The organism is Binatus sp. (SeqCode), assembly GCF_049584895.1.
Taxonomy (GTDB): Bacteria; Desulfobacterota; Binatia; order Binatales; family Binataceae; genus Binatus.
Genome location: NZ_JBAUYR010000088.1, coordinates 1 through 15,600, shown reverse-complemented (window position 1 = coordinate 15,600; position 15,600 = coordinate 1). Strand labels below are relative to the sequence as shown.

Below are 15,600 nucleotides of genomic sequence, written 5' to 3'. Positions count from 1 at the left end.
TTGGCAATTTCGATCTGGCTCGGATGTATCGCCCATTTGCCGACCGCGCCCAGCGTCGCCGCCCACGTCGCCTCGCGCCGGTAGCCATCGGGATCTCTGAAGTTGCCGAACGGCCCGTCGATCGCGTCGATACCGTTGGCGCGGCACGCGGTGATCATCCGCACGCGCGCATGATGCCACATGTCGCCGGGATACCGGAGCGCCGGATCGCTGGCCACACCAAAGCGCATGCCCTGGCTGGCAGAAAGATCTCCAAACCCCAAAATGAGCGCCTCGAGCCGCGGCGACGACGCCGCAATTTCCTCGACCCGCGCCAGCGCCGCGCTCTCTTCGATCAGCGCCTCGAGGCCGATCTTGTTTTTCAGATGGAGCTTGGTCTCAAGTTGCGTCAGCAGCGTGTCGAAGAACCAGATATCGCGCGGCGCCTTCGGCTTCGGCACGATAATCACGTCGAGCTTGTCGCCCGCGCCCTCGACTACTTCGATCACATCGTCATGCGCCCAGTGCGTATCCGCGCCATTGACCCGCACCGCGCGAACTTTTTTGCCCCAATCGAGATTGCGCAGTGCATCGACGGCGTTTTTGCGCGCCGCTTCCTTCTGCGCCGGCGCGACCGCATCTTCAAGGTCGAGAAAGACCATGTCGGCAGCGGTCGCCATTGCCTTCTCGATCATCTTTGGACTGGACGCCGGCGTCGAAAGTTCGGAACGTCGTAGTCGAAGCGTCATGATTGCTCCTTGTGCGCGATTGATATGCCCGCGCCGGCCAGTACCTCATCGGTATGCTCGCCGAGTCGCGGCGCACGCGCATAAATTCCCGACGGCGTGCCGGTCAGCTTGATCGGACATCCCGCGAGTACAATCGGCGGGTTGTCGCCCGGCTGCTCGACCTCGACCAGCATGCCGCGCGCCCGCGGATGCGGGTCTTCGAAAATATCTTTTGCGCTGTTGACCGGCCCGACCGGCACCTTGCCGCCGATCGCGTTGACGATTTCGCGCGTGCTGTGCACTTTCGTCCATTCGCTGAGAATGCCGCGCACGAACTCGGCGTTGGCAACTCGCCGGTTGACGTTGCGCGTGCGATCGTCGGTCACGAGCTCAGGCCGGCCGATCGCATCACACAAAATATTCCAATGATTCTCGCCCGGCGCAGCGATCGCGACGGCGCCATCGCAGGTCGGAAAAATATCGAATGGACACAACACGGCAGTGCCGTTGCCAGTTGGCTCTCTGACAATACCGCCGCCCGAATAGCTGTAAACGACCATCTCGCACAGCGCGAGAATCGCGTCGTACATCGCGACGTCGAGAAACTGTCCCTGCCCAGTTCGGCGCGCCGCGTGAATCGCCGACACAACTCCCAGCGCAGCGAGCGTGCCGGGATAAATGTCGCCGACTCCCGGACCAGCTTTGTAACCGCCGCCGCCTTGCGGACCAGTGACCGCGACCAGCCCACCCATGCTCTGCGCGACGATGTCGAAGGCGGGCCAATTCGCGTAGGGACTTGCGCCGGTGCGCGGATCGCCGAAGCCGCGAATCGCGGCATAGACCAGCGCGGGATTTATTTCGCGGAGCCGCTCGTAGCTGATTCCCGCACGATCCATCACTCCCGTCTTCGCGTTCTCGACGACCGCATCCGCGGTTTTCGCAAGTTTGAAAAACGCGTCGCGGCCCGCGTCGCTCTTGATGTCGAGCACGACGCTGCGCTTGTTGCGATTGACGCTCGCGAAGTATCCGCCGTAGTCGCATCCTTCTCGATCCACAGGAAGCGGTCCCATGCTCCGGCTCATGTCGCCGGCGGGCGGCTCGATCTTTATAACGTCGGCGCCAAGGTCGGCCAGGAGCATCGTGCAGTACGGTCCGGCCAGCGCCTGCGTGAGATCAAGCACGCGAACGTCGGACAGCGGCCCGGTGCGCGCGTTCATCGATTGCCCCAATGCGATCGGCGCTTGATCAGCACCGTGCGCTCGCCCTCGAACACAATCGTCCCGTCGTGCTTGGTGCCCCAATGCTTGAAGCGCACGATGCCGGCGTCGTCGCGATCGGCGTCGCGCTTTTCGAGCACCTCCGTGTAGGCGTACAGCGTATCGCCGTGAAATACGGGCGACGTGAAGCGGATCCCGGTGAGACCGAGCTCAGCGAGCGCATTCTCGCCCGTGTCCTGCGTCGCCAGCCCGATGCACACCGATCCGGTCACAAGGCCGAAGACGAGCCGTTGGCCGAATTGCGTCGATCGCATGCGATGCTCGTTGTAGTGCCCGTCGGCGGTGTTCAGCACGAGCTTCGTGAGCATCTGATTTTCGATCTCGCCAATCGTGGTGCCCCGAGCGTGACGCATTTTCGCGCCGACCTCGAAGTCTTCAAAGTAATTTCCCGCGCCCGTCAGTTTCGAGATTGAGGTACTCACTTACGCACCCGCGGCAGCAGACGGTCGGAGATAATCCGCAGCTGGATTTCAGAAGAGCCCTCGAAAATTTTGGTCAGCCGCGCGTCGCGCCAATAGCGCTCGAGCGGGAAGTCCTTGGTATATCCGTAGCCGCCGTGAATCTGCAGCGCCTGGCTGGTCACGCGCTCAGCCATCTCGGAGGCGAACAGCTTCGCCATCGACGCTTCCTTGTCGCATCGCCGCTTGCTGTCCACTTCAGTGGCGACGAAGTACATGAGCTGCCGCGCCGCTTCAATCTCGGTCGCCATCTCGGCCAGCTTGAACCGAATCGCCTGGAATTCTCCGATCGGCTGCCCGAACGCGACCCGCTTCTGCGCGTATGCCAACGAGTCTTCAAGGCCGCCACGCGCAAGCCCGATCGCACGCGCCGCAGTATGCACGCGCGCCACCTCGAGACCGCTGACGGCGCCGTAGAATCCCTTGCCCTCGCCGCGGTCTTCGCGCTCGCGGCCGAGCAACGCGTCGGCGGGCAACTTGAAGTTGTCGAAGTGCAGCTCCCACGTCTTCCATCCGAAGTAACCGATCTTGCGAATCGGCGAACCCGTCAGACCCGGCGGAAATTTGCCGCGCTCCTTCAGCACCAGGAATTGGCTGATGCCCTCGTGGCGACGACGCGGATCAGAAGGCTGCTTGGTGCGCGCGAGCACCGAAATGAAATCCGCGCCGTCGGCAAACGTGCACCAGGTCTTGGTGCCATTGAGCATCCAACCGTCGCCGTCGCGCGTCGCTTTGCACGAAACGTTGGCGAGATCGGAACCCGCGTCCGGCTCCGACAGCGCAGCCGCGCCGAGGAATTCTCCGCGCGCCATCCGCGGCAGATACTCGCGCCGCTGCGCCGCCGTGAAACCGCCGCCGAGCCCGTTGCCGCGCGCGATGATGCTCGCGACGCTCATCCACCCTCGCGCGAGTTCCTCTGTGATCAGCGCATACTCGAACGCGCCAAGTCCGAGCCCGCCGTATTCCTCCGAGATGACGACGCCGAAATAGCCCATCTCGGCCAGCTTGTCGCGCAACGACATCGGGATGTCGCCTTGCTCGGGGTCGAGCTTGTTCGCGATGGGCAGAACCTCGTTCATCGCGAAGTCGCGCGCCGCACTCTGAATCATCCGCCGCTCTTCGGTCATGTAACTCACAATGGCGCTCCTCTGCGTTTGGCGACGAGGTTGGTGCGCTCGTAGCTGATGACGAGTTCGTCGCGTTGATTGCGCGCTTCGGTGCGCCAGGTGACGATTCCAAAATTGCCGCGGCTGGCCGATTCGCGCGTAGATACGACAGTGCTGCGCGCGGTCAGCGTGTCGCCGGGATATACCGGCCGATGAAATTCCAGATTGTTGATGCCGAGAAATGGTCCGCCCGCTTCGCTCAAATCCTCGACTGAAATGCCGACTACAGTGCACGCGACCAGCATCGGATTGACGACCACGTCGGGATGCCCGTGCGCGCGCGCGTACTCGGCGTTGAAGTATAGCGGGCAATGCGCGAGCGTCGCGGTGGTGAAGAGCGAGTTGTCGCCGGCGTTGATCGTGCGGCCCCAATGATGGTCGAAAACCTGGCCTTCGTGAAATTCTTCGAACGAATGCCCTTTGTGCACCAGCTTGAATTGAGTGAAATCGGGATCTGCCATAAACCATGCTCCTAGCAGAACTCGCGTCGCGCGGCGACGCCAATTTCGCAACTATTGCACGGTTCCGCGGCTTCCAGAAAATGGCCGAATCGTGCAAGATACCGCTTGATTCACAACCACCGGAGACTCGTATGAAAACAGAGACAATCGAATACAAAGATGGCGACGTAACTCTTCGCGGCTATCTCGCGTACGACGAAAAAAAATCCGGCAAGCGCCCCGGCGTCCTCGTGATGCCTGAAGCGTTCGGCCTTGGCGAGCATGCGAAGAAGCGCGCCGAACGGCTTGCAGAGCTGGGCTATGTCGCTTTCGCCGGCGATCCGTACGGGAACGGAGTGGAGGTCGCGAGCCTGCCGGAGGCAATGAAACTAGCGACGCCGTTGTTCACTGACCCATCGAAACTTCGCAAACGCGGACGTGCCGCGCTCGATCATCTCGCATCGCTACCTCAGACCGATGCCGGACGCCTGGCAGCGATTGGTTTCTGCATGGGCGGCACCTTTTCGCTGGAACTCGCTCGCGACGGCGCGCCACTCAAGGGGATCGTCAGCTTTCACGGCGGACTTCAGACACAGCGACCGGCAGAAGCTGGAAAGGTGAAGGCGAAAGTCCTCGTATGCACCGGTGCCGACGACACGTTGATTCCCGTCGAGCAGGTCAACGCTTTCGAAGCTGAGATGAAGAACGCGGGCGCAGACTGGCAGGTGATCGTCTACGGCGGCGCGAAGCACAGTTTCACGAATCCAGTGTCGGACAGCCTTGGGATGCCGGGTATCGGCTACAACAAGCTGGTGGACGCGCGATCGTGGAAGGCTATGAATGACTTCTTCGAGGAAATATTCGCGGCTTAGCGGCGAGATCTCTTCCCGGAACGGGCTTTTGTAGGTATGGGCCTGGCCTTATCGACAGGCTCAGGGTGATTCCAGATGACTAACGCGAAAGTCACGATCAATGCCATCAAAGCGATCGTAGCCAGGGACACATAGAACGACCATCGACGTATAGGTGTCGGACGTAGTTCAACCAGGACATTGTGCGTCCCGGCTGGAACATTGAAGGTTAGCTCTCCGCTGTCTGACGCGGGCGAAGTCGCAACTTCCCGATCGTCAACCAGCACTGTCCATCCGGGATAGTCGAAGAGCGAGTCCTGCATGAGTGCAGGCTCGCTCGCGTTGACCTTGAACGACTGGCTATTCGAGTTGACGGCCAGTTGGGATACCGCAGGCGTTGACCGCACTCCTTTGAGCAGAACGCTGTCGAAAGCGGGCCTATGATAAACTGTCCTGGGCTCATATTCTTCGCGAGTCGTGGTATTTATGCCCTTCTGAGCGATTATGTCTGCACCGTAGTAGGCTTCGTCATAGGTCTGAATTCCCTTAGGTGATGTGTGCGCCAAGTTGAACAGTACCAAAGCTGCAATCGCGACAGATGCCAGTGGTAGGTCCATGCGCTCGAAAGCATAGAGCGCCAGCAGCGGCATGAACAGCGCCGGAACACATAGCGTCCGCCATGGATAAACCAGGTATTGCAAGGTGACGACGTGTGCCCAAATCGCCCATGACAAGTCGGTGGCCAGCAGAGCGCCAACAATCGCCGCACCGGCAAAGACCAATGCATCAAGACGCCGGGTGCGGTTCACCGCGCGTACAGCTATGATGACACCCGCGACCGCCAAGGCTATGTGAACGAGTCCTAGTGAATAGGAGATGCCGTTGGTCGGTCCGCGCATCGAGATGCCAAACCCCCATGGCGACCAGAGCAACTGCGACGGGTAGATTATGTAGTTGCTCCAATTGAGAATGCCGGTTCGCAAAAGTTCGGTTTTAACGAAATTGCGTTCAAGCAGCGCCGGAAGCCAGAAGTAAGCACTAAGTCCCAGTCCACCGGCAAGCACCGAAGCACCGGCCGCGGCGGTTTTCAGCCGACGATCCGACACTATCGATCGAACGGCGACGATCGCCGCGAATGCCGGGAACATCAGCAGCGCGATCGCATTGTGCGCCAGCGGTAGCATCGCCACTGCTAGCCCGCCCAGCACCACATTGATTGCAGTTGGATTCTGGAGAGCCGCGAGCAACCCAAGTAGCGCCACCGGAGCGATTGCAATGGCGGCCGACTCGGCAAATCGCCCGCACACGAAAATGTCCAGAGCTTGATAGGGAGCGAACAGCCACGCAGCCGCGGCGCCGACCGAGGCGACACGAGAGAACGATAGTTTTCGTCCGATCAGAAAGATCGCGATCGCCCCAACCGCGAACAGAATCGCTAGTCCGAATTGAAGCGAATCAGCCAACGACATGCCGGCTTTGAAAAAAGGCATCGCCGCCGCGTAGATCAGCGGCGGTGCGAATTCGAATAGCGGCTGGCCATGCCCACTGCCCAGGTCTGGCGCCCATACGGGAGGGAACTGATGGTCGCCTAGCACTTTGGCGAATTCAGTAAGCCGCGGCGGGTAGGCCAGCGAGTCATGGCCATCCAGTAGGTGTCCAGCGAACAGTGCGCGCGTGAATAGCAGTATAAGGACCGCAAGCGCAAGGAGAGTCCGCGTCCGCGGAGTGTCCCAAGGCGTCGCCAATTCCGACAGCCGCGCGGCAATCCTGCGTTCCACCGTGGCATAGTCCGGCCCACGCATCTTTTGCGCGATCAGACCAACCAGGATAAATCCCACAACCAACAATATCGGCTTGATAGGTCCTGGACGGTACCGCACTTCTATGTGATGTTCGCCGGGCCCGACTGGGATCGCGCAGAAATTAGGATACACGCGAAATATTGGCGCGGGCTTTCCGTCAATAGAGGCTTGCTGGCCCGGAAAGTAAGTGATCTTGAGCAACGCATAGCACGGCCTTAGGACCGCCACTCGCGCGCTATAGGTCTCGCCTTCCTTACGTTCCGAGACTACCTCGCCACGTAGCCTCGAATATTTCGGATCGAGCGGAGGGAGTGCTTGATACATCTTCCATTCCGGCACTCCCTTGATATCGCCTCCCAACGCTACTATCGTACCCGCCCGCACCGCAGGATCGTTCATCCATCTCCAGTCGCGGTTGAGCACAGTAGTTAGAGGACCGTCGTAGCGCGCACCTATGTCAACCAGGCCGAAGTAACCCTCGTGCGAGGCCTCATATACCGCGAGGTTGCCGTGAACGCCGCGACGCTTGAAGTAGGACGGCATCGGGTGACTCACCGGCGCCAGCACCGCACGCATCGCAAACAACTGGGCCTGGTAAGGATCGCGCTCGTTTATTTCCGCGGTCACGTCCGAACTCCACGACAAGCTGTGATAGAGGAAGCTGAGCTCGTCGAATCCGGCCAGCGAGAGAAATGAATACGGCTGCGACTTGGCGATTTGGAAATTGGCAGCCCACATTCCAGTAGGACCGGACCACACCCGGCCCGGGCTCTCATTGAGAATCTTGCGGATGTCGGCGAGCGACGCGTCAAGACTGGGGCCTTCGCTTGCGATCCCCTCGAGACTTTCTTCGCCCCAGAAGTTGCTCAGCTTCAAAAAGTTCGCGCGCTCAGTAAACATGACGAAGGCCATCGCAGCGAGGACGATCACGCTCACAAGCTTGCCCGAGTATCCTATCCGCCACGCGGCCGAAATTATTTTGGCAAATGCCCAAGCCGTCAGCAGAACCGCAAACAACTCGAAGACCGACTCGAAACGGCTTACCTGAAAGGTTCGGGGCAATCCCAGCGCGAGCATGAAATATCCCCAGGTCGTGCGGCCGAAGAAAATCGCCAGCCACACCGCGGTGAGAATCAGCAAACGTCGCGGCATAGGTCTTTTCCAGCGATACAGGGCCAGCATCGACGAGACAGCTAGCGCCACTGTCATCACCGGCCACCTGCCCTCGTCGAAAAAGCGTCCCGAGACAAGAGTGCTCAATATGTTTTTCGCGCCCCACGAATCGAACTTCCACACGTCGTCCCATCGGCAACGGTTCGCTTCGCCGGACGCCAGCAACATAGGAACGACGAACCAAGCGACCAGGATGAATGTGGGTACCAGGATCGACGCGGCGCGGACAACTCGTCGCGAGCGATCGCCGCGCGGTCCTGCGAGTGCCATGATCGCTACCGAGACTATCGCCGCATAACCGAACACGACGTGTGACAGTGCGGTAGCCGCAATGAGGCAAGCGGACAGAATTCGGCGCTTACCCCTATTGAGAGAGTAGTTAGCGAGTCCTAACGCCGGCATCAGCAGGTTGTAGGACATCAGTTGGGTGTATAGGCCGGAGCCGCGGCGGACGTAGGCGCCGTATGAAAGCCCGTAACGGCTCAGGTCGCCCACCTCGCTGACGCTTATAATTAGAATCGATGCAAAACCCGCGGCCATTGGTTCCAGCCCAAACAGCCGAGCACCCAGATAGGTGGATGCGGGCAGTGCCACCATCAGAAGATAGTAAAGCACCGCGAATGACGCGGGCGCGGAAGCGAAACGACTGGTGATTGTCAGCCATAGTCCCGCCACCATGTGCGGGAGGGGTTGATAGAAGTGCCATAGCGGATATCCCAGCGCCCATTGAGACATCCATGGGTCGAGAAATGAGTCGCCAGTGGTAAGACTGTTCGCCAGGCGCTGCGACGCGGCGATATGGAAGCTCAGATCGTTGACCGGAACCCGCTCGATGCGAATCTCCAGCCATAGCAGTACCGCGTTTACGATCAGCGCAAGTGCTAGCAGCACCAGCCCGCCGGCTTCTGCGCGGAACCGCGCCGAATCAGGAATTTTCCACCACCCTATGACCGCACTCGGTGCCGGCGGTGGCGCTTCAACGCGAGGTTTTGCTTTCGCTGCCGCCGGCATTTCTTCGCTAACTGAATCCGCGAAGATCGCAATCCCTAAGGGATGAGAAGCACTCTACCCACTGCCTGCCGGCTCTCGATGTAAGCGTGGGCGGCGGCAGCCTCGGATAGTGGAAAGGTTCGATCGATCACGACCTTCAACTCACCTCGCGCGGCCTCATCGATCAGACGCTGGATCATGTTATGTGCGCGATCGGTGCCTATCTCCGCTCCCAGGAAGACGCCCGTCAAAGAACGGTTGCCCGCCATCAGCGACGACACATCGATCGTCATCGCCTCGCGTCCCGCCGCACCTACCATCGAGACGCGCCCGCGATAGGCGAGCGATAGCAGGCTGCCTTGCAAAGTCGCGCCACCTACAGGGTCAACGACAAGGTCAACGCCCCTGTTATGGGTAAGTTTCATCACCGACTTTGCGACATCGTCAGTCTTATAGTTGATGCCGTGATCGAGACCTAGCGGTTTCAGCCGTTCAAGCCGCTCGTTGCTCGACGCCGTCGCCAGGACAGTCGCGCCCGCTCGCTTGGCCAACTGAATCGCCGCGACACCCACACCGCTCGCGCCCGCCTGCACTAAGACTGTCTCTCCAGATTTCAGATGCCCGAACTCGAACAGGCAATCGTCGGCGGTTCCAAATGGCACCGGGATAGCCGCGGCCAGCTTGATGTTAAATCCTTTGGGAACTGGCCACGCGTTTCGAGCCGGCACCGCGCGCAACGCCGCATGAGATCCTGCGCCGAAGACGGTGGTGACCTTCTGTCCGACCTTCAGGTCTGTCACCTCCGAACCTACCTGGACGATCTCGCCGCCAGCCTGGTAGCCAACCACATGAGGCTTATTGGCCAGTGCGCCATGCCAACGATTGAGCGTGTCACCACCTTCGATACTTACAGCTTCGACGCGAATAACGACGCCTTTAGGATGGCACTCGGGATCGGGGACATCCTCGTACTTGAGAACCTCCGGCCCGCCGTTTTGATAATACACCGCAGCCTTCATAACGCACTCCTCACTCGACAATCGCCGAATAGATGATGTTCCTTAGTTGTCCGCGGAAGTTGAAGGTGGCCGATGGCATTAGCTGGGTCATGAATATAACCACCATGTCTTCCTTAGGATCCACCCAGAAGATAGTCGAGGCCGCGCCGCCCCAATAATAGTCGCCGCCGCCGAGCGCACCCGCTTCGACCTGCCCGAGTGTCATCGCGAAGCCGAGCCCGAAGCCTACCCCTTCGTAAGCAGTTTCAGAGAATGCACCGATAGCCATACCGCTCAAGTCTTTGCCGCCTGCAAGATGGTTAAGATGCATCAACTCGATGGTCCTGGGTCCTAGAATGCGCACACCGTCTAACTCGCCCCCACGCCGCAGCATCTCGCAGAAGCGCAAGTAGTCCGCCGTCGTGCCGGTCAATCCTCCGCCGCCCGAAAAGAAGGTGGGTTGCTTGAGATAGTTACTTCGCTCCGGGTCATCGAACAGTTTTAGAGTCTTATCGGCCTGACGCTCATAGTTAGCCGCGAATCGATCCGCCTCGCGCGGCGCCACCATGAACGAAGTGTCCTTCATGTCGAGCGGATCGAAAATAGCTTCCTGCAAATATCGGTCGAAGCTCTTTCCGGAAATCGCCTCGACCAGGTAGCCGCACACGTCAGTCGAAAGCGAGTACATCCATCGCTCACCCGGTTGATAACGTAGCGGCACCTTCGCCAGCTTGTCCGCAAATCCGCTAAGTGTCTCGCCCGCGCCGCGTCCCACTCCGGCGTCACGATATGCGCGGTCTACGGGATGATTGGTAGCGCCATAGGTGAGGCCGCCGGTATGACTCAGCACGTGACGCATCGTCATCGGCCGGACAGGTGCCACGGTCTCCATGCTAGCGCCTTCGCCCGAGACCCACACCTTGTGATCGCGCCACGCCGGGATGAATCGCGAAACCGGATCGTTGAGCTGGAAGTGTCCCTGCTCGAAGAGCGTCATCAGCGCCACCGACGTGATCGGCTTGGTCATTGAATACAGGCGGAAGATTGTATCGTCAGTCATGGGCTTGCGGCGCTCGCGATCCATCAAGCCCTGCGATTTGAAATATGCGACGTGGCCGTGCCTTGCGACCAGCGTCTGGCATCCGGCGATTTTGCCGGGCGCAATATAGTTCTTGTCGAGGTGCTCCGTAATCCGATTGATTCGTTCCGGCGCGAATCCAGCCCGCTTGGGCGCCAGTTCCATCTGTCTTCTCCTTCGAATCGTTCGCACGATCCTAGAAGTAAATCGGATCCACGTACAAGCCGCGAGTGGCGGCGCCCGGCGGCTCCGGGATTCCAAATGAAATCACGACGTACCGTTCCAATTCACTCGACAGTTCGCGCACGCCCGCGTATCCGGCCGATGCCTCAGAGGTGAAAAGCGACAGCCGGTCGAGGCCGCGATTCGCGAGCCATCCGCATTGCGCTCGCAGCAGCGCTTCGAACTCGTCCTCCGCACCCGCGACGAATCCCCAGTCCAGCGCGAGACCCCGGCGCGACTCGACGCGCTTTCCCTTCGACTCGATGATAAATCGCACCGTGTCGCCCGCCGGCCAGACTCCCACCACCGCGCGGTCCGTCATCCGCACCCGCTCCCAGCAGTAGTCTCGCGGCGAACGCTCGACGCGCGCCGTGAACGACTCCACCGTGTACGGCAGGTACATCTCGTCGTGTTCGTGCGTCGCGTTGAGAATTTCGACGATCCGCGGCGCATCACGCGGTGTGGCCGGCCGTCCGATTTGCGGCCCCGCGAGCGATGTGCATGGAAGTTGTGCGCGAATCTGATGCGTGCTCCAATCGTGGCGCGCCGGCGAAGCCTCGGAGCATGGCAGCATTGTCGACCGACGGATATGCGGTGCTGCCATCCGAAGATCCTTCCGGATATTTCTCGTCGAACACGCGATTTATCGCGCCCCACAGGCCTTTTTTCTGATGCTCGGGGAGAATGCGCAGATGCGCGAATGCGTGGATGCGATAATCGCGCCCACCAACCCGCACGGTATGCAGTGCGGCTACGTTGACGCCCGCCGGTTTGCCATCCACGAAACCGAGCGCGACCAGGAAATTGTCCATCAGCCGCGTGAACGCAAAGTAATCGTCGCCGCGCTCGATCGTCATCGTAGTGCCGTCGCCCAGCACGATCGGGCATCGACGCTCGATGTCCGCGAGCACCGCCGCGTCCGCAATCGTCGCCTCGCGCGAGACCACGTCGAAATCGAGGATACGCTCGCGCGTGAGCACAGTTATTTTATGCGGCTCGCTGTCCTCGACCTCGCACGTCACCATGTTTTTTTGTCGCTCGCGCTTTCCAACGTGGCGGCGATATGAAAGTCGGACACTTCCTCGACGCACGTCACCTTGAAATCGCCGTAGCTCTGGCTGCAACGTTTCCATCCGCCTGTTTGCACTTCGTGCGGGTAGGGAAATGGAGCGCGCACGACCATGTTCAACGCGCATCGAGAGCCGAGTTCAGCCTCGGACGAGCCGTCGACGCCCGCGCTGACGCGCTCGAGATACCACACGAGTTGGCGCCCGGCGGGACTGTCGGGAATTTCGGGAAATGTCTTCACAGCCTCGGTGATGATCTAGTACGAATCCGCGCGATTGTCGCATGCCGCCCACTATGCCGACAGCGCGCATCAAGGTCAGAATCGCCGACGCTTGCTGGCTTCAGATTTCGTATTCGGTGAGCAGGGCGCGTCTTAATTTTGCAAAATGCACCACCGCCGCCAGGTATTGAAGCTTCTTCTGTGAGGGAATTTGCGCGCCGAAGCTAAGCCCGAATCGACCTTTGAAGTATTTGAGCACTCTCGCGGAGACTGGGTCCGGGAGCTCCGCACTCGCGGATTTAGACTTTCTTCCTTTCCCGGGCTCCAGAAAAATCGTTCGCGCGAGCGCTTCGGGGAATACTCCGAGGCTCACGAGAACGTCGGCCGCCAGTTCCTCCGGATCGTCTAGATGCTCCCCGTAAGCCGTGTAGGTCAGTAACTGAGCGTGGTCTTTGCGCGAATCAAACAGCCGGCCGACCAGGTGATGGCCCATTTCGTGGGAAAATGCGGCCCCGATCGCCGCCGGATGATGCGCGGTGTTCACGCAAATCAACGGCAGCCGCGACCTGCCCATCTCGCGCACATAAAATCCCAGCAGCGCGATCCCTTCGGCTCCGCCGAGCTTTGCCAGTTGGAACTGAACTCCTAACCCCGACCAGCGCCGCGTGAATTCCGTCGGCGAGACCAACGTTACGGATTCGTCATTCAAGCGCGGCCAGGCGGAATTTCTGGCTTCCTCAATGATTTCTCGAACCTCGGAGCGTCCCAACGATCTTCTGAGCGGGAGCGCGTAGTCGCGTTGCTCGAGCGACCGGACTTCCGCACTGGCGCTACGAAAGGCAGACGACGTCTGCGGCCCCTTGCTCGCCTTCACTACTTCAGATGCTAGTACATCAAAGGCCGACATGTTCTTGGCTGTCACGCTCCCCCTAACCTGACTTCGAACCCATAAAAACGCCTAACGATCCCTTAAACCCGGCTAGCGCTCGCTAACGTATCATAGCGCGGTCCGTAAGGAAAAACCGCATCCGATCGGGATTTTGTCCACTGGTGGACGCTTCTGCTAATCAGCCTGTTGCGTTCATTGTTGACCATTTGTCGTCAAATGGAGTTAAAAAGTGACTGAACGTCTGATTCTCGATGATTTTATCATCACAACTCAGGCAGCTGGAACCCCAACTGCTTGCTATCCAGTCTCGCCGCGCGATCCTTTCGACGCGCTCGGCCAGCGCCCGCGGTCCGCCTTACCTCGCGTCTGATCCCTTTTCCTCTGGTCCATTTCGTCACGTTCATCGAAACGCAAAAAAGGAGTCATTCAATGGAAATGCGCCTCTTAACCAAAGACGGCGATCGAAACGTTTTCGCCCGACGCCTGGCAGACGCGCGCGCCCGGCATGGAGCCAGCTTCAGAGATATTGGCCGCTCACAGGCTAGAAATATGGTGCGTTTGTCGGCTGCAAACCTCTACGGATTGTTCGAGAGGGACCGCGACGATGCGGAAAACATGACAGCCGGGGTCGCGCTTCATGATCTCGCGATTTATCCGCAAAGCTGCCAGCAGCCCGATCTCTCGCACTACCCGCCTCAGTCGGTGCTTGAATGCAGCGATCATTGGTCGCTGACGCGCGGCGCTGGCATGCATGCCTGGCGCGGAATCGCGGTCCAGGTCGTCCGACGAAATCCGCGCGCGGTGCTGGTCTATCTCGCAGTCGGAAGATCCGATCACGGCGGGTTCTACAAAGCGATGGGCTTCGTCGATGCGGGCGCGCCGGTCGAGTATCCGTATCTCGAAGGACCCGACGAGGGCCGGCTCTGGGTTCAACCGATGCTCCTCGAGGGAGACGCGCTGGCGAAACTGACCTCAAACGTTCATCGGTTGAAGATCGAAACTCGCGACAACTATCAGACTATCAGGTTCGACAACTCCGATCGGTTGAGGCCGGCTGCGAATCGCTATCCGCTTCGAGTCAGCGAAATGCCCGCCGCATCCGTTTCCCTCTGAATCTATCCTGCGACGATCCGGGAGATTGCTCGTAACACTTTTTCCGAATCCGCACACGTCAAGCGGATTCACACAAACGAGGAAATACAATGAATATCGATCTCACAAAAGATCGCAGCGCACAGGAACGCCCGTCGGACACCCTCGACGGCCACATTCCGGTCAAACTGACGACCGAGGAGCTGCGCGATTTGTCCGCGCTGAGCCCGCTTCGGAGTACCTTTCACATTCTCGCTGAATGGACGCTGGTATTTACCGCTATCTGTCTATGCCAACGCCACTTCAGCCTCGTTGCATACCTGGTAACCGTCGCGTTCATAGGAGCGCGGCAACACGCGCTGCTCATTTTGATGCATGACGGCGTACACTACCGGTTGTTCCGCGGCCGGCGTCTAAATGACTGGACTGCCGAAGTCATCCTGGCGTGGCCGAATCTCATCTCGGCGCGCGCCTATCGCAAGAACCACTTCGCGCATCATCGCTACCTGAATACCGCTCAGGATCCAGACTGGGCGCGCCGGCAGGGCGATGCGACATGGGTGTTTCCCAAGCATTGGATCAAGCTTGCACTGCTGATGCTCCGCGATTTGTCCGGCCTCGGCGCAATCTACTATCTCAAACTGGCCTTGATGCTCCTGTCGCTGGACACCGGCGTGAGCCGCGGTTTTTTGGTTGCGCGATACGGCTTCTACGCCGCAGTCCTCGCGATGCTGGCATGGTTCGGCGCGATTCACCTTCTCCTGATGTACTGGTTCGTGCCGTTATTCACGTGGATGACCGTGATTTTCCGCGTCCGCAGCATCGCCGAACATTCCGCTATCGAAGGTCGCGCGAACGCGTACGCGCAGACCCGGTCCACCGGCGCGTCCATTCTCGAGCACATCTTTGTCGCGCCAAAGAACGTGAACTACCACATCGAGCATCACTTCTACCCAAGCGTTCCGTTCTATCGGCTGCCTGAACTTCATCGCGTACTGATGTCGAGATCGGACTTCAAGGATTGCGTGCACGTAACCCGCAGCTATCTGGGAGTGCTGCGCGAATGCCTTGGCGACTCGCATTCGATTCTCCGCATGCGCCCGACCCGTGCCGAAGCATGATCGGGTCTCACGCAAAAGCGGCGGCGGACTCTCAAAGTCCGCCGCCGC

At 59.7% G+C, this 15,600-nt stretch carries 14 protein-coding genes; 3 read left to right on the top strand and 11 right to left on the bottom strand.

All coding sequences use genetic code 11. The annotated features are described in order from the left end of the window. The 5 genes from WB650_RS15820 to WB650_RS15800 form a co-directional block, all read right to left on the bottom strand. Positions 1–728, bottom strand: a 728-nt coding sequence (locus tag WB650_RS15820) for an HpcH/HpaI aldolase/citrate lyase family protein (protein ID WP_423961148.1), incomplete at its 3' end; no start/stop codon positions are given. Further along, positions 725–1,924, bottom strand: a complete 1,200-nt coding sequence (locus tag WB650_RS15815; protein ID WP_423961146.1) for a CaiB/BaiF CoA transferase family protein — start codon at positions 1,922–1,924, stop codon at positions 725–727. The genes WB650_RS15815 and WB650_RS15820, both read right to left, overlap by 4 nt. Further along, on the bottom strand, positions 1,921–2,406 hold the full coding sequence (locus WB650_RS15810; protein WP_422303847.1) for a MaoC family dehydratase: 486 nt from the start codon (positions 2,404–2,406) through the stop codon (positions 1,921–1,923). The genes WB650_RS15815 and WB650_RS15810 overlap by 4 nt, the downstream gene beginning before the upstream one ends. Beyond that, positions 2,403–3,569: an acyl-CoA dehydrogenase family protein gene (locus WB650_RS15805; protein WP_423961150.1), complete on the bottom strand. Its 1,167-nt coding sequence runs from the start codon at positions 3,567–3,569 to the stop codon at positions 2,403–2,405. The genes WB650_RS15810 and WB650_RS15805 overlap by 4 nt, the downstream gene beginning before the upstream one ends. Positions 3,570–3,574: 5 nt before the next feature. Next, positions 3,575–4,069, bottom strand: a complete 495-nt coding sequence (locus tag WB650_RS15800; protein WP_422303846.1) for a MaoC family dehydratase — start codon at positions 4,067–4,069, stop codon at positions 3,575–3,577. Between the two features lie 131 nt (positions 4,070–4,200). Between WB650_RS15800 and WB650_RS15795 the strand changes: the two genes are divergently transcribed. Then, entirely contained in the window at positions 4,201–4,920 is a 720-nt protein-coding gene (locus tag WB650_RS15795) for a dienelactone hydrolase family protein (protein ID WP_422303845.1), read from the top strand. Here WB650_RS15795 and WB650_RS15790 read toward each other — a convergent pair. The 6 genes from WB650_RS15790 to WB650_RS15765 form a co-directional block, all read right to left on the bottom strand. Next, a complete protein-coding gene (locus WB650_RS15790) occupies positions 4,917–8,765 on the bottom strand; it encodes a hypothetical protein (protein WP_423961143.1) in 3,849 nt (1,282 codons plus the stop codon). The two genes, WB650_RS15795 and WB650_RS15790, sit on opposite strands and share 4 nt — an antisense overlap. A 155-nt stretch (positions 8,766–8,920) precedes the next feature. Beyond that, on the bottom strand, positions 8,921–9,883 hold the full coding sequence (locus WB650_RS15785) for a quinone oxidoreductase family protein (protein WP_423961141.1): 963 nt from the start codon (positions 9,881–9,883) through the stop codon (positions 8,921–8,923). Between the two features lie 10 nt (positions 9,884–9,893). Then, positions 9,894–11,105 carry a serine hydrolase domain-containing protein gene (locus WB650_RS15780; RefSeq protein WP_423961139.1) on the bottom strand — a complete coding sequence of 404 codons (1,212 nt, stop codon included), beginning with the start codon at positions 11,103–11,105 and terminating at the stop codon, positions 9,894–9,896. Positions 11,106–11,136: 31 nt separating this feature from the next. Beyond that, positions 11,137–11,736, bottom strand: coding sequence for a hypothetical protein (locus WB650_RS15775; protein ID WP_423961137.1), 600 nt, complete (start codon positions 11,734–11,736; stop codon positions 11,137–11,139). A 444-nt stretch (positions 11,737–12,180) separates the two neighbouring features. Beyond that, a complete protein-coding gene (locus WB650_RS15770; protein WP_423961136.1) occupies positions 12,181–12,471 on the bottom strand; it encodes a hypothetical protein in 291 nt (96 codons plus the stop codon). A 100-nt stretch (positions 12,472–12,571) separates the two neighbouring features. Beyond that, the gene (locus WB650_RS15765; RefSeq protein WP_422305122.1) at positions 12,572–13,159 is read right to left on the bottom strand and encodes a hypothetical protein; all 588 of its coding nucleotides are present in this window, start codon (positions 13,157–13,159) and stop codon (positions 12,572–12,574) included. A gap of 609 nt (positions 13,160–13,768) precedes the next feature. On the opposite strand from WB650_RS15765, the gene WB650_RS15760 reads away from it, so the two are divergent. Next, positions 13,769–14,452, top strand: a complete 684-nt coding sequence (locus tag WB650_RS15760) for a hypothetical protein (RefSeq protein ID WP_422305120.1) — start codon at positions 13,769–13,771, stop codon at positions 14,450–14,452. An 89-nt stretch (positions 14,453–14,541) separates the two neighbouring features. Further along, positions 14,542–15,552, top strand: coding sequence for a fatty acid desaturase family protein (locus WB650_RS15755; RefSeq protein ID WP_422305118.1), 1,011 nt, complete (start codon positions 14,542–14,544; stop codon positions 15,550–15,552). The last annotated feature ends 48 nt before the right edge of the window (positions 15,553–15,600 follow it).

Excerpts from the sequence above, each read along its gene's own strand:
- WB650_RS15795 (WP_422303845.1), top strand. The coding sequence starts at position 4,201 with ATGAAAACAGAGACAATCGAATACAAAGATGGCGACGTAACTCTTCGC.
- WB650_RS15755 (WP_422305118.1), top strand. The coding sequence starts at position 14,542 with ATGAATATCGATCTCACAAAAGATCGCAGCGCACAGGAACGCCCGTCG.
- WB650_RS15785 (WP_423961141.1), bottom strand. The coding sequence starts at position 9,883 with ATGAAGGCTGCGGTGTATTATCAAAACGGCGGGCCGGAGGTTCTCAAG.
- WB650_RS15760 (WP_422305120.1), top strand. The coding sequence starts at position 13,769 with ATGGAAATGCGCCTCTTAACCAAAGACGGCGATCGAAACGTTTTCGCC.
- WB650_RS15815 (WP_423961146.1), bottom strand. The coding sequence starts at position 1,924 with ATGAACGCGCGCACCGGGCCGCTGTCCGACGTTCGCGTGCTTGATCTC.
- WB650_RS15780 (WP_423961139.1), bottom strand. The coding sequence starts at position 11,105 with ATGGAACTGGCGCCCAAGCGGGCTGGATTCGCGCCGGAACGAATCAAT.
- WB650_RS15775 (WP_423961137.1), bottom strand. The coding sequence starts at position 11,736 with ATGCTGCCATGCTCCGAGGCTTCGCCGGCGCGCCACGATTGGAGCACG.
- WB650_RS15800 (WP_422303846.1), bottom strand. The coding sequence starts at position 4,069 with ATGGCAGATCCCGATTTCACTCAATTCAAGCTGGTGCACAAAGGGCAT.
- WB650_RS15805 (WP_423961150.1), bottom strand. The coding sequence starts at position 3,569 with ATGACCGAAGAGCGGCGGATGATTCAGAGTGCGGCGCGCGACTTCGCG.